Genomic DNA, 20,305 nt, shown 5'->3' on the forward strand with positions numbered 1-20,305 from the left:
TGTTTTCCAACCGTCCAACCAGGACCTGCCGCATGATGACCACGCTGTTTTCCCGTCCACGGCTCGCGATCCTTGCCCTGCCTCTGTTCTGCGCGCTTGCCGCCGCTTCGGCCCGGGCGGACATTCTCTATATCAAGCCCAGCCTGGAAGTACTGATGCGCAAAAACCAGGGGGACAATGCCCGCGTCGTGGCCCGGCTCCCCATGGGCACGGCGGTGAATCTGATCCAGGGCGGCAAGGAGTGGTCGCACATCCGCCTCCAGGATGGCACCCAGGGCTGGGTGCGCAGCCGCTTTCTCGGCAGCTCGCCGATCATTCCGGTGGCCAACATCAAACCCGGGGTCGGACCTGACGGCAAGGTCAACGACGTCCAGTCGCGCTTCGTCGATCTGGCCGAGGAAAATGGCCGGCTGCGGAAGGAGTTGGCGGTGTGCGTCACCGATCGCAGCACCCTGGCCGATAAATACCAGACCCTGATCGACGATCCCGACGGGGCCCACAACGCCAAGACCTCCCTGGGCGAAGCGCAACGCCAGATCGCCGACCTGCAACAACAGCTGACCGCGGCCCAGATCGAATGCACGGTGCTGAGAAAAAATCAATCGATCAAATGGTTTTTCACCGGCAGCATCGTGTTGTTGCTGGGGTGGCTGATCGGCCGCCTGAGCGGCAACGGCAAGAAAAAGCGTCCGTCCCTGTTGAACTGACCCCAGGCGGTGTTGGCCTTACTCCAGGGCTTCCAAGGTCACCCGGACCTCGACCTCCGCGGAATCGCGCAATAGGGTGAGAGCGATGCTTTCCCCCACCTCGTGGCGTTCCAGCTCATCGCGCAGGTTGTCGTAATCCTTGATCTTCTTACCATTGACCGCCACGATGATATCCCCCAGCACCAACCCCTCGCGCACCTGAGTCGTGCCGCGCAGTCCCGCCTTTTCCGCCGATGATCCCGGCTGCACCTTGAGCACCATCACCCCCTCCAGGCCGAGCTCTTCCATCAACCTGGGGTTGGCCAAAGCGATCCCCAGACCGGGCCGAATCAGTTTGCCCTTGCTGATGATTTGCGGCACCACCCGGTTGACCTCGCCCACCGGCACGGCGAAACCAATTCCCGAACTGGCCCCGGATGGACTATAGATGGCGGTGTTGACCCCGATCAACCTTCCAGCGCTGTCCAGGAGCGGACCGCCGGAGTTGCCGGGATTGATGGCCGCGTCGGTCTGGATGACGTCATGGATGGTGCGACCGGTCACCGCGGTGATCTCCCGGCCCAGAGCGCTGACCACGCCGGTGGTCAGGGTCTGGTCGAGACCAAACGGATTGCCGATGGCAAACACCTTCTGCCCGACCAGCAGGTTCTTGGATTCACCGATGGCCAGGGGCTGCAGTTTGTTGGCCGGAGCGCTGATCTGCAGCACCGCCAGATCCCGATCCGGCGCCGCGCCCACCAGCACCGCCTTCCAGGTGGTGTGATCGGCCAAGGTCACCTCCAGACGGTTGGCGTCGGAAATGACATGAAAATTGGTGACGATCCGTCCCTGCTTGTCCCAGATGAAGCCCGACCCGGTGCCTTGAGGGATCTCGTAGACATTGAGGTTGAACAAATTGCGCCGCACCGCGATGCTAGTGATGTAGACCACCGAAGGCGCGGCGTTGCGGAAGATGTCGATGGTGGTCCGCTCGTCGCTGGCCAGATCGCCCCGCGCCTCCACTGCCCGGGGCACGGCCCGGGGATCGAGGGGAGCGGGTTGAAAGGTTTGAAAGGCGAGCCAGCCGAGGACGCAGAGGAGGACGACGAGATACAGTGGTTTCATGGCAAGGCCTGCAAAAGCAAAAGGACACGATATCCGGAAAGGGCTGCAAACGCCTCCCGGATCAGAGCCATTTCTTGCGCCGGAAAAAGAGCAGGGTCATGGCTGAAGAGAGGATCATCAGCAACACGGCAAAGGGATAGCCCCAGATCTCGTCCAGTTCGGGCATGAACTTGAAGTTCATGCCGTAGGCGCTGGCGATCAGGGTCGGCGGCATGAAGATCACCGTGACCACGGTAAAGATCTTGATCACCCGGTTCTGCTCCATGTCCACCAAGCCGAGGAAGGTGTTCTGCAGGAATTCGAGCCGTTCGAAGTTGAACGAGGTGTGGTCCAGCAGCGAGCCCACGTCCTTGATCATGATCCGCATGTTCTCGTAATCTTCCTTGGGAAACATCTTGCTTTTGAGCATCGAGGAGAGAATGCGCTGTTTCTCGACGATATTCTCGCGGATGGCAATGGTTGTCTCCTGCAGGGTGGTGATCTTGAGCAACAGCTCGCGGTTTGGGTCCTTGTCGCCGATCATCTGCTTGCTGATCTCGGAGATCTTGTCGGTGATGTGCTCGATCAGGTCGGCATCGTAATCGATCCGAGTTTCGAGAATGGTGAGAAAGATGTCCTCGCCGTCCACCGGTTTGATCGCCCGCAGCTTACGGTACGTCTCGGAAAAGGAGCGGAATTCGTGGGACCGCTGGGTGATGAGGATCTTGTCCTTGAGAATGAACGAGACCGGTTCATTGGAAAAGGTGTTGTTTTCCGGGATGAGGAAATTGAGGTTGATGCCGATCTCGTCCTCGGTCTCGACGTACTTCGAACTGGACTCGATTTCCTCGCTCTCCTGTTTGGTGAACAGCTCCACCCGGAAATCGCGTTCCACCTGGTGGATTTCCTCCTCGGTGGGATTGATCAGGTCGATCCAGAAAATGTTGGGACTGACGGAACTGTTGCCAGTTTCCATCTTGACCACCTTGTTGTCTAAGAAAAAATAATTGACCATGGCAACGGTCCTGGATCAGATTGTAAAAAAAGTACGGCTCATGCACGCACCAGCATCAGGCAGCATCCCCTGCTCGGGGTTTCATGCGTTTCTCCATCGGCATCGCCCAACCCGTGCCGGCAGAGGAAGGGAGCTATTGTACTGAGCTGTCGGGAGAAAAGTCAATCGGGAAAAGGTGGCTGCCAGGCGGATTCGGATGGGTCATCCCCAGGTGCAAGACGTGCGCCCCCGGCAACCGATTTACTCGAACAGGCCGCTTTTCTGGGCAAGATAACAGAGGACAAAGCCGATGGCCATGGCGGTCAAGCCCACCCGCCGCAGCTGTTTGGGGTCCATGTCCAGAATCTGGCGCAACCAGCGCTGCATGGATTCCGGCGAGGCCGCATAAGGCAGCCCCTCGAGGACAAGGATCAGGCCGATGAGTGTGATCAATAGTTTCATGGGACTGCCATACCAGAAAGGAGCTGACCCCGCAAGACGCCCACAAAGATATTGACAATGGCCGGTCAAAAAAAGTACCTTGCCGGCAAACCCATCGTTTTTGTTTTCATTCCACTTTTTCCGCTGAACGTTGCACACAATGGGCGAGCCCCTGAACGCCGGCGGGAGACATGCACGATACATTCATGACGCACACATCCTCCAAATACACCGAAGCCGGCGTTGATATCGACAAGGGCAATGCTTTCATCTCCCGCATCAAATCCATCGTGGCTGACACCCACCGACGCGGAGTCCTCACCGATATCGGCGGTTTTTCCGGGCTCTTTGCCATCGGCCACGAGGATCTGAAAAATCCGGTGCTGATCGCCTCCACCGACGGCGTGGGCACCAAGCTCAACGTGGCCAAGCTGTGCAACAAGCACGACACTATCGGTATCGACCTGGTGGCCATGTGCGTCAACGACGTGATCGTTAGCGGAGCCAAGCCACTCTTTTTTCTCGATTATTTCGCCAGCAGCTCGCTTGATCTCGATGTCGCCACCGAGGTGGTGCGCGGCATCGCCACCGGCTGCAAACAGGCCCAATGTTCGCTGATCGGCGGTGAAACCGCGGAGATGCCTGGGCTCTATCAACCGGGCGACTACGATTTGGCCGGCTTCGTGGTCGGTATCGGTGATCGCAACGCCCTCATCGACGGCAGCGACATCCGTGTCGGCGATCGGATCATCGGCCTGGCCTCCTCGGGCATCCATTCCAACGGTTACTCGCTGGTCCGCAAGGTCTTCTTCGAGGAACTGGGAAAAAAGGTGGACGACTCTATCGAGGAATTTGGCTGTACGGTCGGCGAGGAACTGCTGCGGCCAACCCGCATCTATGTGGAAAGCATCATCAACATCCTGCGGCGCTGCACCATCCACGGCCTCGTGCACATCACCGGTGGCGGCTTCATCGACAACATTCCCCGCATCCTGCCCGCCGGCTGCGCGGCCCACATCAACAAGGACAGCTGGCCGGTGCTGCCGGTGTTCACTTATTTGCAGAACAAGGGGAACATTTCCGCCGCCGAGATGTACCGGACCTTCAACATGGGCATTGGCATGATGGCTGTTGTCCCGGAAAACAGTGTCGACGACCTGTTGCACCAGTTCCGCGCCCACGGCGAACAGCCCTATCTGATCGGCGAGATCAAGGCCGCCCAGGCCGGCCATGAGCGTCAGGTGATCATCGACGGGATTTGCTGAACAGAGCACTCTCAAGCAATAGGAACAAAAAAGCTCCGGATGACTTGGTCATCCGGAGCTTTTTTGTTTGCTGCTCGACCTATTTTGTTACGCGGTTCTCCCGCAGTCGACCTCGGAGCCCTTGAGCTTTTCCAACCCGTGTTCCAGGGCCGGCAGTACCGCCTCCAGGTTCTCGCCCGCCGCCTTCCGGCTGCCCGGCAGGTTGAGGATGAGACACTCTTTGCGAATCCCGGCAATGCCGCGCGACCAAACCGCCTGGATGGTTGTGCGCAGGCTGGCCTGGCGCATGGCCTCGGCCAGCCCGGGCACTTCCCGTTCGATCACCGCCCGGGTGGCCTCTGGGGTACGGTCACTGGGCGACACTCCGGTGCCGCCGGTGGTGACGATCAGATCCAGCCCCTGCTCATCCACCCAACTGATCAGGGTCTGTTCAATCAGCGGTTGCTGATCGGGGATGATCAGCGTTGCCGCAATCTCGTACCCTTGGGCGCGTAGCATCTCCTGAAGCAATGGGCCGCTGGTGTCCTCGCGCTCGCCGCGCGCCCCCTTGTCGCTCAGGGTGAGGACACCACACCGATAGGGACGGGAGAAAGGCGTGCTCACTATTCCTCCGCTTTTTCCTTCTCGTATTCGGCGATGATCTTCTCCGCGATCTGGGCCGGCACCTCCTCGTAATGGGAGAACTTAACCGTGAAGGTGCCGCGGCCTCCGGTCATCGAAGTCAGATCCAAGGCATAGAGCAGGATCTCGGATTGGGGTACGTGGGCGTTGATGACCTCGTACTTGTCGGTCGAATCCATGCCCAGCACCCGGCCGCGCCGGCTGTTGAGATCGCCCATGACATCGCCGACAAAATCCTTGGGCACCCGCACCTCCACCTCGGTGATCGGTTCAAGTAGCACCGGATTGGCCTGGACCACGCCCTTCTTGAAGGCCAGCGACCCGGCCACCTTGAAGGCCATCTCCGAACTGTCGACGGTGTGATAGGAGCCGTCGATCAGGCTGACTTTCAAATCGACAAAGGGATACCCGGCGATCACGCCCTTTTCCATGGCCTCGATGATGCCCTTCTCCACCGCCGGTCGGTACTGCTGGGGGATAACACCGCCGACGATCTTGTCGAGGAATTGAAACTGCTCGCCCCGGGGCAGCGGCTCCATCTCGATGGTGCAGTCGCCGAACTGGCCGCGGCCGCCGGATTGCTTCTTGTGCTTGCCCTGAACCGTGACCTTGCCCTTGAGGGTTTCGCGATAAGGCACCTTGGGCGTGCGCAATTCCATCTCCACGCCGAACTTACGTTTGATCTTCTCGCCGATCACCTCAAGATGCACCTGGCCAACGCCGGAAATGAGGGTCTCGTGGGTCTGTTGCTCGCGAGTCAGCTTCAGGGTCAGGTCTTCGTCGAGCAACCGGGTGATGGAGGAGAACAGCTTTTCCTCATCGCCCTTCTTGGCGCTGACCGCATAGGCAATCACCGTGGGCAGCGGCTCGATCATCGGGTAGCTGATCGGGTTGGCCTCCTCGCACAGGGTATCGCCGGTGGTGGTTTCCTTGAGTTTGGCCACGGCCACCACCATGCCGGGAATGGCCTGGTCGACGGGTTTCTGCTCCTTGCCGGCCATGATGTACAGTTGGCCGTAGCGCTCGGCGGTTTCCTTGTTGACGTTATAGAAGGCGTCGCCCTTAAGGGTACCGGAAAAGACGCGGAAAATGGTCAGGCGGCCGGCAAAGGGATCGGCCATGGTCTTGAACACCAGGGCGGAGAAGGGCGCATCGGCGGTGCCGGGACGCTCCACCGCATCCCCAGTTTTGGGGTGGGTGCCGACGCGGGCCGGACGCTGATCCGGGGAGGGCAGCAGATTGACGATGGCATCAAGCACCACGCTGGACCCCAGGTTGGCGAGCGAGGCGCAAGCGCAGACCGGCGCCACCTTGGCAGCTATGATGGCCTTGGCCAGTCCGGTTTTCAGCTCCTCGTCGGTGAGCACACCCTCTTCGAGGAATTTCTCGATCAATTCGTCATCGGTCTCGGCCACATACTCCATCAGGTTTTCCCGCAGGCTTTCCACCTCGTCCGTCAGGTCGGCCGGCACATCGGCCATCGTGGCCTTGCCGCCATCGGCGAACAACAGGGCCTTGTTGGCCACGATATCGACCACGCCCTTGAACTGGTCCTCGGCGCCAATGGGCAGATAGAGCACCACTGGATTGAGGCCGGTGGCTTCGCGGATGCCGTCGACGGTCTTCTGGAAGTTGGCGCGCTCGCGATCCATCTTGGTGACGCAGATCAGGCAGGGCAGATTGTTGTCCTTGATCAGGTCGACGAATTTCTCGGTTTGCGGACGGATGCCGAGCACCGCGCCGACGGTGAGGATGGCGCTGTCGGCCACCTGGGCGGCAAAGCGGGTTTCGTTGAAGAAGTTGTCGTCACCGGGGGTGTCGATGAGAAAAACTTCTTTTTTCTGCCAGGACAGATGGTTGAAGGCCGCACCGATGGTAATCTTGCGTTTGATCTCTTCCGGCTCGAAATCCATGGAAGAAGTCCCGTCGTCCACCTTGCCCAGCCGTTTCAAGGCACCGGCGGTAAACAGTAAGGCCTCGGCAAGAGTGGATTTGCCGCTGTTGCCATGGCCGAGAATAACCACATTCCTGATCTGCTGTACATCCTGCATGGATACCTCCAGTGAATGAAACGGGTGCTGTATCAATGTTCACGGCTGCATTCCTGCCCGAAAACCGATGAAAAGCCCTTTCTCTTTCGCGGCAAGAATGGTAACCATCGAATCCACAAAAACGACCTCCTGTTATATTCGTATTAAGATTGCAAAGTCAAGCGATAACCCGCTTTCTTCCCGAACCGTCCATGAACGCAGAACCCTCCAATCAACCCTCGACCTCCACCGGAAAAATCGCCCGTTCCGCCGGCGCGGTGAGCATCGCCGTGATGTGCAGCCGGGTGCTCGGCCTGATCCGCGAACAGGTCTTTGCCGGCCTGTTCGGCGCCGGCTTTGCCATTGATGCCTTTGTCGTCGCCTTCCGCATCCCCAATCTGTTGCGGGACCTGTTCGCCGAGGGGGCGCTGTCCGCCGCCTTTGTGACCGTGTTCACCGACTACAGCACCAACCGCGGTTCCGAGGCCACCTGGCGGCTGGCCGGCAACGTGCTGGTCTTCTTCACCCTGCTGATCAGTCTCCTCACCCTGGTCGGCCTCTACTGGACCGAGCCGATCGTCCACCTGCTGGCCCCGGATTTCGATCTGGTCGCGGGCAAGAGCGAACTGACGGTCAAACTCACCCGGATCATGTTTCCCTTCCTGCTCTTTGTATCGCTGGCCGCAGTGGTCATGGGCATGCTCAACACCAAGGGCAAGTTTTTCGTGCCGGCCATGAGTTCGACCTTCTTCAACCTGGGTTCCATCGTCGGCGGCCTGGGGCTCGCCTGGATGTTTCCCCGCTTCGGGCAGCCGGCCATCGCCGGCATGGCCTGGGGTACCTTGATCGGCGGCGCCCTGCAGCTCGTGATACAGCTGCCCACCCTGGTCAAGGTCGGCTTTCAGTTCCGCTTCAACTGCAATCCCTTCGACCCCGGCCTGCGCCGCATCCTGCTGTTGATGCTGCCCGCCACCATCGGCCTGTCCGCCACCCAGATCAACATCTTCGTCAATACCAACTTCGCCGCTTCCTGTGTCGAGGGCTCGGTCTCCTGGCTCAACTACGCCTTCCGCCTGGTGCAGCTGCCCATCGGCGTCTTTGGCGTGGCCCTGTCGATCGCGGTCATGCCGGTGCTGGCCAAACAGGCGGCCGACAAGGACCTGGCCAGCCTCAAGCAGACCTTCACCTCCTCGCTGGTGCTGGTCTTTGCCCTGGCCGTGCCCGCCACCGCCGGGCTGGTGCTGCTGGCCGAGCCGATCATCCGCCTGATCTTCGAACACGGCGCCTTCACCGCCATGGACACCCTGCAGACCGCCGACGCCCTCACCTACTACGCCATCGGCCTGTTCGCCTATGCGGCCATCAAGGTGATGGTGCCGGTCTTCTATGCCATCGGCAACACCAAGTACCCGGTGGTCGGCAGCTTTCTCGGCGTGGCTATCAACATTCTCACCATCACTCTGGTGATTGATGCGCTCCAACACCGGGGCATTGCCCTGTCCACCTCCTGCGCCATGATCCTCAACTTTCTCTTTCTCAGCGTGGTTCTCTATCGCAAGCTCTCGGGCTACCCGTTGGGGTATTTATTGCAGGGATTAGTCAAGATTCTCGTGGCCACGGCGCTGATGTGCGCGGGAATCTGGGGCGTGCAAAGGGTGCTGGCCCCGTGGATGCACGGCCCCACCCTGGTGCAGATCGCAGCCTTGGGAATGGTGATTGGCATGGCGGTGGGGATCTACGGCATGATGCTGCAACTCTTACGACTGCCCGAATTCACCTTGCTCACCGCCAAGGTGGTTCAGCGCTTCCGCAGATCGTAGAGCAGTTGCAACTGGGCGAGCAGGCTGACCACGGCGGTGTCCACATGGAGAATGCGGCTGCCCATGGTGAAGCCATAAAATCCCTGGTCCAGAAAGCGCTGCAGTTCATAGTCGGACCAGCCGCCCTCGGGGCCGACCGCGAGCAACAGCCGTTGGCCGGCCACACCGGAGACCGGGAGACCGACCAGGGTACCATCGGCATCGGGATGGGCGATCAGCCCCTGACCGTTCAGGGTCGGCAGCACATCCTCGACAAAGGGTTTGAACTGGGGGTGAATGGACACCTCGGGCAGCCAGGTGTCCATGGCCTGCTCCATGCCTTCGAGCAGGAAGGTGCGGATTTTGTCCGGCGCCAGCACCGGACTGTGGAAGAAGGATTTTTCCACCCGCCGCGAGCGGATGAGATGAAAGCGCCGTACCCCCAGCACGGTGGCCTGCTTGAGGATACGTTGCAGCATGATTGGCCGGGGTAGCGCCAGGATCAGCTCGATGTGCAGATCGCAGACCGGCTGATGGGTCAGTTCCACGGCCAGCCGCACCAACTCCCCGTCAATGGCCAGCACCCGGCCCGTGCCGACCTGCCCCTGCACCACCCCCACGCGGACAGTATCGCCGGGTACCACCTTGAGCACCTTGCGCAAATGCTCGGAACGGCGGCCGGTAAGAGAAACTTCACCCACAACGAGTTCGGCGGGTTCAATGAGGAGCAAGTTCATGCTGGAGTCGCTCTGTTATAGATTGAGGATTTTCTCCTCAAACGTTAGCGTCGCGAAATAATCCTCGGGCCGCTCCTCGCGTCGAATCATCCGCACCACCCCATCCTTGCCCAATAACAACTCCTGGGGCCGCATCTTGCCGTTGTAGTTGAAGCCCATGGCATGGCCATGCGCCCCGGAATCCTGGATAATGAGGATGTCGCCGTCGGTAATCCTGGGCAGGGGCCGCTGGACCGCGAACTTGTCGTTGTTCTCGCACAGCGAACCAACCACATCGACCGTCTCCATCTCGCCCCCCTCCTTGCCCAGCACCTCGATGTGGTGATAGGCGCCGTAGAGCGCCGGCCGCATCAGGGCGGACATGCAGGCGTCCACGCCGATGTAGGTGCGGTAGATGTCCTTGCGGTTGATCGCCCGCACCACCAGCGCCCCGTGCGGGCCGGTCATATAGCGGCCGCTCTCCATGTACAACGCCGGACAGTAGCCGTGGTGATCCTTGAAATCGACGAACAGAGCAGTGATCTCCTCACCCATGGCCTCGATGTTAAGCGGATCGATGTCCGGCAGATAGGGAATGCCCAGACCGCCGCCGATGTTGATGAATTCGAAAGTGATCCCCAGTTCCTTGCTGATGGTCTCCACCAGTTCCAGCAGCATGGCCGCGGTCTGCACCATGTAGGAGTAGTGGAGTTCGTTGGAGGCGAGCATGGTGTGTAGGCCAAACCGCTTGGCGCCCCTGGCCTGGGCCAGTCGATAGGCCTCGACGATCTGCTCGTGGCTGACGCCGTACTTGGCCTCTTCGGGCTTGCCGATGATGTCGTTGCCGGTGCGGCGGCGGCCGGGATTGTAGCGGAAACAGACCAGCTCCGGCATCGTCGGCACCTTGTCGATCAGGGTGATGTCGTCCAGGTTGAGGATGCACCCCCCATCGGCGGCAGCGGCGGCAAAATCTTCGGCGCTGGTGTTGTTGGAGGTGAACATGATATCATCGGGCTTGGCCCCCAGCTCGCGGGCGAGCATCAGTTCGGTGATCGAGCTGCAGTCAAAGCCAAAGCCCATGTCCTGCATGATGGCCAGGACGGACGGATTGGGCAGGGCCTTGACCGCATAGTATTCGCGAAACTCGGGAATATCCGCAAAGGCCGCCTTCAGTCGCCGTCCGGTTTCGCGGATACCGGCCTCGTCGTAAATGTGAAAGGGCGTGCCGTAGTGGGCGACAATGGCGGGCAGGTGGGGATAGAGACGATCTTTGAACGCTTGGGACATCGGCATGACGGGTTCCTCGAATGGTTCAGCCGCGGATGGGGATGCGCGCGGTCTCTTTGTAGGTTTGGAGAACGGTCGTGGTCCGGGTGGAGACGACCTCGTTGATGATGGCAATTTTTTCCCGGATGATGGCGGCCAGTTCGGCGGTGTCGGCCACGCGGAGCTTGACCAGATAGCCGTCGTGTCCGGCCACATAGTGCACCTCCTGCACTTCGGGAATGGCCGCCAGTTGCTGACCGGTTGGGGGATGATCGCCCACCGAGCGGGTCTGGACTTCGATGAAGGCGATCTGGCGACGGTCAAACCGTTCCGGGTTGAGCCGCACCTCGTAGCCGTCGATGAAGCCCTGACGTTCCAGTTTGCGAATGCGCTCAAGCACAGCCGAAGGCGCCATTTCCACCTGACGCGCCACCTCGACATTGGGAATGCGGGCCTTCTCCTGGAGTATCTTCAGTATTTTCAGGCTGGTCTCATCAAGCATTCACACGTCCTTTGGTCAAGACAAATAACGAATCTCACCAGACAACCGGGTACAAAACCGTACCGCGAGCCCTAGCGCCGATCAAGAATAAAATTCATAATATATCAAAAAAATGCTGTAAAATTCAAAATAATGATCTTTTTACAGCAAAATATTCGATAAAAACCGGATAACAACGAATACATCCAACAGTGTGCAGAAAAATCCAGGCACGGTCGCTTCTCCTTCGACAGCACCTTGAATTGCTGGTATCAACAAGAAACTTCTCCTTCCCCGGCCTTGCCCCAAGAATTGGATCAACCGATGCCGCTCTTCTCTGTCCTCTATACCCTGCTCTCCACAGCGCTGTTCCTGTGCCTGCTGCCACTCCTGCCCCTGATTGCCTGCCGGGAGAAATACCGGCGCAGACTTTTCCAGCGGTTGGGCTTCGGCCTGGCCGCCAGGCTGCGCACCCTTTCCCCGCCGCCGGCCGGTGTGCCGACGATCTGGATCCATGCCCTGTCCGTGGGCGAGGTGACCTCGGCCCTGCCGCTGGTGCGCGGCGTGCGCGAGCATTTTCCCCAGGCGCGGATCATCTTCTCGGCCACCACCCGGGCCGGCAATCAGGTGGCGGACAAAGTGCTGTCGCCCTTGGTCGACGCCCTTATCGCTGCGCCACTCGATCTGGGACCGGTGGCATCCTTTTTCATCCGCTCGCTCCGTCCCGACCTTTTCATCCTGGTGGAAACCGATTTCTGGCCCCACTGGCTCCATTGTCTGGCCCGGCGGAATATTCCGACCCTGCTGGTCAACGGCCGGATCTCGGCACCATCCTTTGCCCGCTACCGGCGGTTTGCCTGGCTCTTTCGTCCCATGTTCCAAACCTTTACCCTGCTATCCATGCAGACCAAGGCGGATACCGACAAAATGGTGTCCCTTGGCCTCGACCCACAGCAGGTCACCACCCTGGGCAATCTGAAATTCGACACCAGCCAACTGACGGAGCATCAAGAAAGCCGGGGTGACACCGTTTGGCTCAAACAGCGTTACGGTTTTTCGACCGCGGCCCCCCTGTGGATCTGCGGCTCGACCCATCCCGGTGAAGAACAGCCGATCTTCCAGGTGTACCGGCGGCTGCTTGCCGACCTGCCGCAATTGCAATTGCTGCTCGCCCCCCGCAACATCGAGCGGGCCAAGGAAATTGTCGCCCTAGGCAGGGAGCAGGGACTTGCCTGCCGCCGCTGGACCAGCGGCAAGGACGCTCAGGGGCCGCTACTGATCCTCGATACCATCGGTGAACTGGCGGGGTGCTACCCCATGGCCGAGGTGGTATTCATCGGTGGCAGCCTGGCGCCCTTCGGTGGTCACAACCCCATCGAGCCGGCAGCTGCCGGAGTGCCGGTGCTGTTCGGTCCGCACATGGAGGATTTTGCCGAGATTGCCGCGGAATTGCATCAACGCGGCGGAGCGCGGCAGGTCGATTCCACGGATGCACTCTATGTCGAACTGCGCCATCTCTTCGCTGACCAAGCCGCACGTCGCCAGATGGCCGAGGCTGCCGGGCTGTGCGTTCGCCTCAACCGAGGCGTTGTTGGCAGGCACCTGGAGGTGATCAGTCGTCTGGTTGCAAGAGGAAAGCATCACAACAGACACGAATGAGCAGAGGTGCGAACCCTTGCGCGACAATCTGCTTCTGTGCGTTACTCTCTGCTTTATCGCCGGGGCAAGCACGGCCTTTCATGCCCATGGGATGCTGCGGCACCAGCCGCTTATCTGTGAAGCGCTCCCGCTGTTGCTGGTCCTGGCAATTATCGCCTGGCGCCTGCCACGCCGTCACGCGCCCCTGACCACGCTTCCCTTTTTTTTCCTTGCCGGTTTGCTGCACACCCACCTCGCCCTGCAACCCAACAGCGATTCCCACCATATTTCCAACAGGATTACGGCACGTACCCAGGTCACCTTGGTTGGCCGCATCGTGGCCATGCCTGAATTCGACGGCGACAAAACCCGCTTTGAATTGGCGATCGAATCACTGCTGATCCACGATCGGACGGCACGCTCTCCGTTTCAGCCCAGTCGTGGCTCCATTCTCCTGTCCGTTCCTGGACGGCTTGCGCCGGAGTTTACTCCGGGGACCATGACCATGGTCGTGGCCACGGTCGATCGCATCCGCAACTATCAGACTCCAGGCGCCTTTGATTACCGGCTACAGATGGCGGCCAAATCTCTGCGCTGTTCAGGATGGATTTCTTCCACGTCGGCAGTCCTGCTAGTGGGCGATTCCAACAACTCGTTCTGGCGCACGCTCCGCTTTGTTCCCGAACAGGTGCGGCAACGGATCGCCCAGGCACTGGACCATCAATTCGAAGCCGATCTCGCCGGGCTCTACCAGGCGTTGCTGATCGGCTCGCTGTCCAACGTTTCGCCGCAGCTGCTCGAAGCGTTCAAAGAAAACGGCACGTTCCACATATTGTCCATCTCCGGACTACATTTCAGCCTGTTGGGCCTGTTTTCCACGGCCCTCTTCACCTTCCTGCTCAAACGTAGCCAATGGCTGCTGCTCCACACCCATGTTCCGACTTTGGCCCTGGCTCTGACCGCCCCCCTTCTCTTTTTCTATACCTTCATTGCCGGTCTGAACATCCCGGCGATCCGAGCACTGGCCATGGCACTCCTGGTACTGTTTGCCGTAATCCTGCGGCGGCAGCGTTCTCTCCTCCCCCTCATTGCCGCGGCCGCGCTTGTTGTCCTGGCCATCAGCCCACTCGCCCTCTTCACCGCCTCGTTTCAGCTTTCCTTTGCCGCGGTGCTGTCGATCAATCTCATCTACCCCCGGCTTCCCATTCTCATCAGCGATGCCGATACCGAGCACGCCTGGTACAAACAGCTCCAGACCGGGCTCAAAACCGTGCAGTCGCTGCTGTACGTTTCCCTGGCCGCCACAGCGGGTACCGTGCCCATCCTGCTGTATCACTTCAATCGTTTTTCCCTGATCGGCCCGCTGATGAATCTGTTGATCGAGCCCCTGCTCTGTCTCTGGGCCTTGCCCTTTGGCCTGGTGGCCATCCCGTTCATCTGGCTTGCTCCGGATCTGTCCCACGTTCTCTTTTATCTCGGCAGCTTGGGTATTGAACTGGCGGTGGGGATGACGAACTGGGCCGATGGTTTTTCCTTTGCCTCGGTCTGGACCATAACGCCCAATATTTGGGAAATAGTCCTGTATGTTTCCTTGCTGTGGCTCCTGCTGCAGCGGCGACTCACCATGCGACGGACGCTGCTGACCGCCTCTCTTACCGTCTTGCTGCTTGGTCTTTTTACTCGTGGTCTTTGGCGTCCACCCACCAGGGATGAGCTGGCCGTGTATTTCCTCGATATCGGCCAGGGAACCGCCACCCTCTTGCAACTCCCCGGAGGAAAAAATATCCTGGTCGACGGCGGCGGGTACCGAACCGAACGTTTCGATCCGGGACAAAGCATTATCGCCCCTTTTCTTTGGCGCCAGCGAATCTGGCGGCTTGACGACCTGATCGTCACCCATCCCCATGGAGACCATTACAACGGTTTGCCCTTTGTCGTTGGCCGTTTCAAACCGCGACGCCTGATCGTCAACGATGATCCCGGCAAAGAGCCAGCCTATGACAGATTCCTCTCGAAAGTCCGCCAGGCAGGCATTCCCATCCAGACCGCTGTGGCGGGCGGGTTCCTCCAGCAGGACAATATGCTCCGGGTACACTGCCTGGGCATGCCCGGACTGCTTGACAACGCCTCTTGGTCAACCAATGACCGCAGCCTTGTGCTGCACGTACAATACGGCAAGCACGGCTTCCTTCTTCCTGCAGATATCGGTATTCCCAGTGAAAACAGATTGCTGCAATCACCTGTACCCCTGCGGGCCGAGGTTCTCCTGGCCCCGCACCACGGCAGTCGCACCTCGGGAGGGCCGGATTTCATTGCCGCCGTCGATCCAGCCCTGATCGTCGTTTCCACCGGACAACGTCAAGGAATATCCTTGCCGCTCTCAGCGCACCTTGAACGCTGGCGCCAAAAAAATATCTTGGCGCTGATCACCGCTCAAGATGGAACCATCACCTGCCGTACCGACGGCAACACCCTGCGCGTCAGCAGTTTCAATGGAAAATGTTTTGATTTTGATGCGGTAACGGGAAAATTCGTGGAAAAAAAGAGAGGCTTGAAAGAGAAGATATTATGCGGTATATTAAATAATTAATCAAAAATGACCTGAATTGGGAGGGGTCCTTGATGATCGCATTCGGCAAAAAATGTCCCGCCTGCAATGGACACCGGCTGACGGCCCGACCAAGGCTTTCCTGGCTGGCCTCCCTGCCAACCGCCCAGGCGTACGGGTGCGATGAGTGTCACCAGCAGATTGTGGTTCTTTTTTCACTTTCCGTCGGCATCGAGCACCGTCATTTTGTCAGAAAGCAACTCCCCCCTTTTTTTCTCGTGCGCATTCCTGGCCGCACCGACCAGTATGCCCGGATCAAAAACATCAGTGAGGGCGGACTTTGCTTTGATCAGCATTACAACGCCGCCCCTCTACCCAGCCGGCTGTTAAAACTGGATCTGTACAACTGCAACGATGGCTCCTCGCTGGAACAGCTTCCCGCCGAAATCGTTACGACCACGGAGCAACTGTTGGAAATCAATGGACTGAAGACAACCGTGCTCAACAACTGCGCCCGATTCATCAACCTCAATCAGGCGCAGCGAAAAGTCCTGCTCAGCTGTCTTGCTCAGTACGGCACCGCTTGTTAAACGGCAATCTTCTTTCGATCAAATTTCAGTAAAGTCAGAAGGTTGATGGCGTAGATATTTCACAAACCGGCCTTTTTCATAACAGTTGATATACGCATCCTCGGCACTGATCTTCTTTTTTTCCAGCAATTCAAAAATAGCGTCATCCAAAGTTTGCATGCCAAATTTCTTGCCGGTTTGCATGATGGATGGAATCTGATAGGTTTTCCCTTCACGAATCAGGTTGCGAACCGCTGGTGTGCAAATCAGAATTTCCAAGGCGGCGACCCGCCCCTTGATGTCAACCCGCTTGAACAGCGTCTGCGACACCACCGCGCGCAAGGCGTCCGCCAAGGTGGAACGCACCTGCCCCTGCTGATTAGCGGGGAAAATCTCGACCACACGATCCACGGTTTTCATGGCATTCATGGTGTGAAGGGTGCCGAACACCAGATGACCGGTCATTGAGGCCTCCATGGCCAGGGCGATGGTTTCCAGATCGCGCATCTCGCCGACCAGGATGATATCGGGATCTTCACGCAGGGCACCACGGAGGGCCGCCGAAAAACTGCGAGTATGGGTGCCCACCTCGCGGTGATTGACGATGCAGTTCTGGCTTTTATGCACAAATTCGATGGGATCCTCAACGGTGAGAATATGATCCTTGCGGGTTTTGTTGCATTCATCGAGAATGGCAGCCAAGGTGGTCGATTTTCCCGAACCAGTGGGACCGGTCACCAGCACCAAGCCTTTTGGCAGGGAAGCCAAACGAGAAACCACCTTGGGCAGACCAAGCTGTTCACAGGTGAGAATGTCGCTGGGAATTTCACGGAATACCGCACCGATCCCATACTTTTGCTGAAAAAAGTTACAGCGGTAACGGGCCAGGCCAGGGATCTCGTAGCCAAAATCCATATCCCCGGTTTCTTCAAAGATCTTGATCTTGTCCTCGGGACAAATCTCATAGAGCATCGCTTTGAGGCTTTCGTTATCCAGCACTTTGAACTTGACCCGCTCCATATCACCGCGGATGCGGAGCACCGGCTGCTGCCCCGCCATCATGTGCAGGTCCGAGGCGCCTTCGTCATTCATCAACTTAAAAAATGCATCTATCTGGGCCATGGTGTACAGCTCCTTATCCGCTTTATTGCTGAATTGACAAAACAGCTTTTCTCAATGACACAAACTCGTTCCAATTCACCGAATTGATACCCTGTTCTCAAAGAAAGTATCAAGCAATACTCCAAGTCTTGATAGTTACAGCCATATGCGAGGACAAACGAACCCGTTCCTCGATCATTTTTTTCTTCGGCCCCGCTGACTTGCTGCTTTCTTTGCCCTGTCGCCGCATGAAGATATATCGGATTCCTGGACGCAACCCCTGGACAGCTCATCCAAGGAACGCCTGATTCGCTTCGCATGAAGCTGAGTGCACTGTTTGAGAGCCAGAGCCTGCATGTAGTAACGCTTCGCCAATTTATCACGTCCCAAGGCTTTATGCACTTGCCCCATCTGCGCCGTTCCCTCGACATGGGTGCGTTGCAGATGCAGACACTGCTTACCGGCTTCCAGCGCCTCGGCACGTTTGCCAATGCACAGAAGGGCGCGGCTCAAGCGATACCAATGATCAGGATTGAAGTTATCCAACGAGAGCGCCTTGTTGCACAAAGATAGGCCCACGTCGCTGCCCTCTCCTTGTTCAACATAGAGCAACCCCAGGGTACTCATGGAAATGCTGTCGTGGGGAAAAAGCCTCAAAGCCCGCTGGCAGGCTTTGATAGCCTCCTCCGGCTGCTGGTTTTCCATATAACTTTGGCCGAGCAGACGAAAAAGAAGAAATTCCGACTCGCTGCCGGGACGGGTTCGCCAATGTTCAAAAATGGCAATAGCCTTCTCAGGATACCCGAATTCAGTATATAATCGTCCGAGCGGCAGAAAAAGTTCCTGACCGCATGCGTCGTCCTGGCCATGTTTTCGATAGGCGCGCTCAAAGCACCTCACGGCATCTTCCTTTTTACCCAAGGTTTGACACACACGGCCAAGATTCACCAGGGCCATGTAATTTTCCGCGTCCTGCCGCAGCACATCCTGAAAGCATGCGGCGGCCCGTCGTTCCTGCCCGTGCTCCACCAATGCCACGCCCAAGCTGTTCATCAAATTGATGTCACCGGGTTGCTGGCGCAAACCGCGATGATATTCACGAAGAGCCGATTGATAATCTCCTTCATCAAAAAAATAATCACCACTGATGTTGAGGCTGAGATGATCAAAATAAACCACGCTCCCCGGCCCCAGAAAGGACCCGTGATAAAGCGCTTTGAGGCAGTTGCCGGGAATGTCGCTTTTGATGAAATCAAGACAGGGCCAGGATGCGATCCCCAAAGAGACCGCTTCTCTGCCATATCGTTCGTGGCAGGTTGTGAGCACGGCATCGATGCACCGCGTTACCGTTTCTTGACTGCCGTCGGGAATCAAAATGGAAGCCAGAGTGTCGCTCCCGGCGAGATATTCACCATCACTGCCAACGGCCTGGGCAATGTGTGCATCAAAGGCATTGGTCGTTTCAGCCATTGGGCGCCAGGAAAGGAGGGCAAGCGTGAAACGGGGTAGGCCTCGCCATCGTTTGCGTATCGCATTCAAAAGCTGAGGGTCTGTCAGTTGGAAAGGCTGCGGGTGCTGTTCATCGACAGTATCGATATCACAAATACCAAATGGGCCGCGTTTTTCAGCAATGGCCAAAGCTCGCCAGCATCTGTCTAGGACATCGATTGTTCGTCGTGCATCCGGAACGGACGTTCGCGCAAATCCGATCTGCACCTTGCTCATACCTTCCCTGCGCAGCTGGCGTTGCAAATAATGAGCGGTTTGCAGTGCTCGTTTTCTGGTGTTTTTCGAGAAATGCAAGCCGAAGACGCCATACCCAAAGGAAAAACAGTGGCAACGAGTCAAGGCGAGAATCAAGTCTCCGGTTTCTCGGAGTTTTTGCAAATTACCGGCTGCTGTTCGCCGGTAAAAGATTGTGTTTAGTAGCAAAAAAAAACCCGGATGCGGGCCCGGCCACTGCAGAAACACTGCTGCCGCGCGTCGATTATACAATTCGGTTTCAGGATCAACGAACTCTAAGCGAACCTGTTCAAGGCGCTCAAGAAAGCCCTCTCGAACTTCTCGCAACCATGAGGCTGACATTTTGCGTAGAAAGCCAGGATCAATCTCACTGATGACCGCTGCGCCCTGTTCTCCGCATGCAAGACTGAAAGGAATGACGAGTTGGTCATCCATCAAATAGGGTTTGATGGACGAGTCCTGCTCTTCCTTGGTCATGGACCTTGTACCAGCGAGGTATTCGTGTAATGGTTGCAAGAGACCATCAGAGGTGAGGGCAAGAAAATTGACCTTGGCGGGAAGCGGTAAGAATCGGTTGACCTCTTCTGCAAAAGGTGTTTGCAGTACATGAAAGTCATCAAGGGTTAACATAGGAGGATCTAAAGTGAGGGTTGAGGATGATTGTACGCATCCGGTTGCATGGTCAATGCGCTATACAGACTGTGTATCAGCAGATCCTGCTCATTTTCACTGACAGTCCTCATGTCCAAGAGCAAGCGATCATCTTCCATTCTCCCTATCACGGGGACAGGCGCATGGCGAAGCTGTCGCTCCAACCGACTGGCCTTTATTTTCAAAGGCCGAACCGCTACAGCCCAACTCGCCAGATGCTGGCCAGGCATGGCCCCTCCTCCCACCTGGGAAAAGGTGTTTACAAGTTCAACGATGCAATGATCATCCATCGTCTCACGGCACTGCTGGCAAACTTGCTGGGCACGATCGTGAATGGCTGACTCAGGAGCAGCAATCATTGCCAGCGTGGGAATCGCTTTCAGCGCCTGGGATTCATCCAAATACAATCGTAAAACAGATTCCAAGGCGGCTAAAGTCAACTTATCGATGCGAAGGGCGCGATTTAAAGGATTGCGCTTGAGTTGATCAATATGGACCTTTTTACCGACAAGAATACCTGCCTGTGGGCCTCCAAGGAGTTTATCACCACTGAATGTGACAACATCGATGCCAGCGGCAACTGTTTCTTGCACTGTCGGTTCTTTGGCCAATCCATATTTGCTCAAGTCGACAAAACAGCCGGAGCCGAGAT

At 57.8% G+C, this 20,305-nt stretch carries 17 protein-coding genes (1 of these 17 running past the window's edge); 6 read left to right on the plus strand and 11 right to left on the minus strand.

Annotated elements, in window-relative coordinates; all coding sequences use genetic code 11:
• The first annotated feature begins 32 nt into the window (after positions 1 to 32).
• Complete coding sequence (locus DESPR_RS11570; RefSeq protein WP_015724996.1) at positions 33 to 707, plus strand: TIGR04211 family SH3 domain-containing protein; 675 nt, start codon at positions 33 to 35, stop codon at positions 705 to 707.
• An 18-nt stretch (positions 708 to 725) separates the two neighbouring features.
• Here the strand turns inward: DESPR_RS11570 and DESPR_RS11575 are convergent, their stop codons facing one another.
• From DESPR_RS11575 to DESPR_RS11585, 3 genes are all read right to left on the minus strand, one after another.
• The gene (locus DESPR_RS11575) at positions 726 to 1,811 is read right to left on the minus strand and encodes a S1C family serine protease (protein ID WP_015724997.1); all 1,086 of its coding nucleotides are present in this window, start codon (positions 1,809 to 1,811) and stop codon (positions 726 to 728) included.
• Positions 1,812 to 1,872: 61 nt separating this feature from the next.
• Positions 1,873 to 2,805: a magnesium/cobalt transporter CorA gene (gene corA / locus DESPR_RS11580; protein WP_015724998.1), complete on the minus strand. Its 933-nt coding sequence runs from the start codon at positions 2,803 to 2,805 to the stop codon at positions 1,873 to 1,875.
• Positions 2,806 to 3,045: 240 nt separating this feature from the next.
• Positions 3,046 to 3,246 (minus strand): DUF2065 domain-containing protein, encoded by a 201-nt coding sequence (locus tag DESPR_RS11585; RefSeq protein ID WP_015724999.1) that lies wholly within the window; start codon positions 3,244 to 3,246, stop codon positions 3,046 to 3,048.
• A 185-nt stretch (positions 3,247 to 3,431) separates the two neighbouring features.
• Here DESPR_RS11585 and purM point away from each other — a divergent pair, with 185 nt between their 5' ends.
• The gene (gene purM / locus DESPR_RS11590; RefSeq protein WP_043770037.1) at positions 3,432 to 4,490 is read left to right on the plus strand and encodes a phosphoribosylformylglycinamidine cyclo-ligase; all 1,059 of its coding nucleotides are present in this window, start codon (positions 3,432 to 3,434) and stop codon (positions 4,488 to 4,490) included.
• Positions 4,491 to 4,577: 87 nt separating this feature from the next.
• On the opposite strand, the gene DESPR_RS11595 is transcribed toward purM, so the two are convergent.
• Both DESPR_RS11595 and fusA read right to left on the minus strand, forming a co-directional pair.
• Positions 4,578 to 5,093, minus strand: coding sequence for a MogA/MoaB family molybdenum cofactor biosynthesis protein (locus tag DESPR_RS11595; protein WP_015725001.1), 516 nt, complete (start codon positions 5,091 to 5,093; stop codon positions 4,578 to 4,580).
• On the minus strand, positions 5,093 to 7,162 hold the full coding sequence (fusA, locus tag DESPR_RS11600; RefSeq protein WP_015725002.1) for an elongation factor G: 2,070 nt from the start codon (positions 7,160 to 7,162) through the stop codon (positions 5,093 to 5,095). The genes DESPR_RS11595 and fusA overlap by 1 nt, the downstream gene beginning before the upstream one ends.
• A 191-nt stretch (positions 7,163 to 7,353) precedes the next feature.
• On the opposite strand from fusA, the gene murJ reads away from it, so the two are divergent.
• The gene (gene murJ / locus DESPR_RS11605; protein WP_015725003.1) at positions 7,354 to 8,961 is read left to right on the plus strand and encodes a murein biosynthesis integral membrane protein MurJ; all 1,608 of its coding nucleotides are present in this window, start codon (positions 7,354 to 7,356) and stop codon (positions 8,959 to 8,961) included.
• Here the strand turns inward: murJ and DESPR_RS11610 are convergent.
• From DESPR_RS11610 to DESPR_RS11620, 3 genes are read right to left on the minus strand one after another with little or no spacing between them, the layout of a single operon-like run.
• Positions 8,940 to 9,677, minus strand: a complete 738-nt coding sequence (locus DESPR_RS11610) for a 16S rRNA (uracil(1498)-N(3))-methyltransferase (RefSeq protein ID WP_015725004.1) — start codon at positions 9,675 to 9,677, stop codon at positions 8,940 to 8,942. The two genes, murJ and DESPR_RS11610, sit on opposite strands and share 22 nt — an antisense overlap.
• A 15-nt stretch (positions 9,678 to 9,692) precedes the next feature.
• Complete coding sequence (locus DESPR_RS11615; RefSeq protein WP_015725005.1) at positions 9,693 to 10,949, minus strand: diaminopimelate decarboxylase; 1,257 nt, start codon at positions 10,947 to 10,949, stop codon at positions 9,693 to 9,695.
• 19 nt (positions 10,950 to 10,968) lie between these two features.
• Positions 10,969 to 11,424, minus strand: coding sequence for an Lrp/AsnC family transcriptional regulator (locus tag DESPR_RS11620; protein WP_015725006.1), 456 nt, complete (start codon positions 11,422 to 11,424; stop codon positions 10,969 to 10,971).
• Positions 11,425 to 11,727: 303 nt separating this feature from the next.
• Here DESPR_RS11620 and DESPR_RS11625 point away from each other — a divergent pair, with 303 nt between their 5' ends.
• Genes DESPR_RS11625 through DESPR_RS11635 form a run of 3 tightly spaced genes read left to right on the plus strand, consistent with a single transcriptional unit; the run spans position 11,728 to position 16,179 of the window.
• On the plus strand, positions 11,728 to 13,062 hold the full coding sequence (locus DESPR_RS11625; RefSeq protein ID WP_015725007.1) for a 3-deoxy-D-manno-octulosonic acid transferase: 1,335 nt from the start codon (positions 11,728 to 11,730) through the stop codon (positions 13,060 to 13,062).
• Between the two features lie 16 nt (positions 13,063 to 13,078).
• On the plus strand, positions 13,079 to 15,631 hold the full coding sequence (locus tag DESPR_RS11630; protein ID WP_015725008.1) for a DNA internalization-related competence protein ComEC/Rec2: 2,553 nt from the start codon (positions 13,079 to 13,081) through the stop codon (positions 15,629 to 15,631).
• A 32-nt stretch (positions 15,632 to 15,663) separates the two neighbouring features.
• The gene (locus tag DESPR_RS11635) at positions 15,664 to 16,179 is read left to right on the plus strand and encodes a PilZ domain-containing protein (RefSeq protein ID WP_015725009.1); all 516 of its coding nucleotides are present in this window, start codon (positions 15,664 to 15,666) and stop codon (positions 16,177 to 16,179) included.
• A gap of 18 nt (positions 16,180 to 16,197) precedes the next feature.
• Here DESPR_RS11635 and DESPR_RS11640 read toward each other — a convergent pair whose 3' ends face one another.
• The 3 genes from DESPR_RS11640 to selA all read right to left on the minus strand — a co-directional run.
• On the minus strand, positions 16,198 to 17,280 hold the full coding sequence (locus tag DESPR_RS11640; RefSeq protein ID WP_015725010.1) for a type IV pilus twitching motility protein PilT: 1,083 nt from the start codon (positions 17,278 to 17,280) through the stop codon (positions 16,198 to 16,200).
• 174 nt (positions 17,281 to 17,454) lie between these two features.
• Positions 17,455 to 19,632: a tetratricopeptide repeat protein gene (locus DESPR_RS11645; RefSeq protein WP_015725011.1), complete on the minus strand. Its 2,178-nt coding sequence runs from the start codon at positions 19,630 to 19,632 to the stop codon at positions 17,455 to 17,457.
• Between the two features lie 8 nt (positions 19,633 to 19,640).
• Positions 19,641 to 20,305, minus strand: the final stretch of a protein-coding gene (selA, locus tag DESPR_RS11650; protein WP_015725012.1) for an L-seryl-tRNA(Sec) selenium transferase. 781 nt of this gene lie beyond the right edge of the window; only the last 665 of its 1,446 coding nucleotides appear in the window; its start codon lies off the right edge, out of view; it ends in the stop codon at positions 19,641 to 19,643.

The sequence above is a fragment of the Desulfobulbus propionicus DSM 2032 genome, from assembly GCF_000186885.1.
Lineage (GTDB): Bacteria > Desulfobacterota > Desulfobulbia > Desulfobulbales > Desulfobulbaceae > Desulfobulbus > Desulfobulbus propionicus.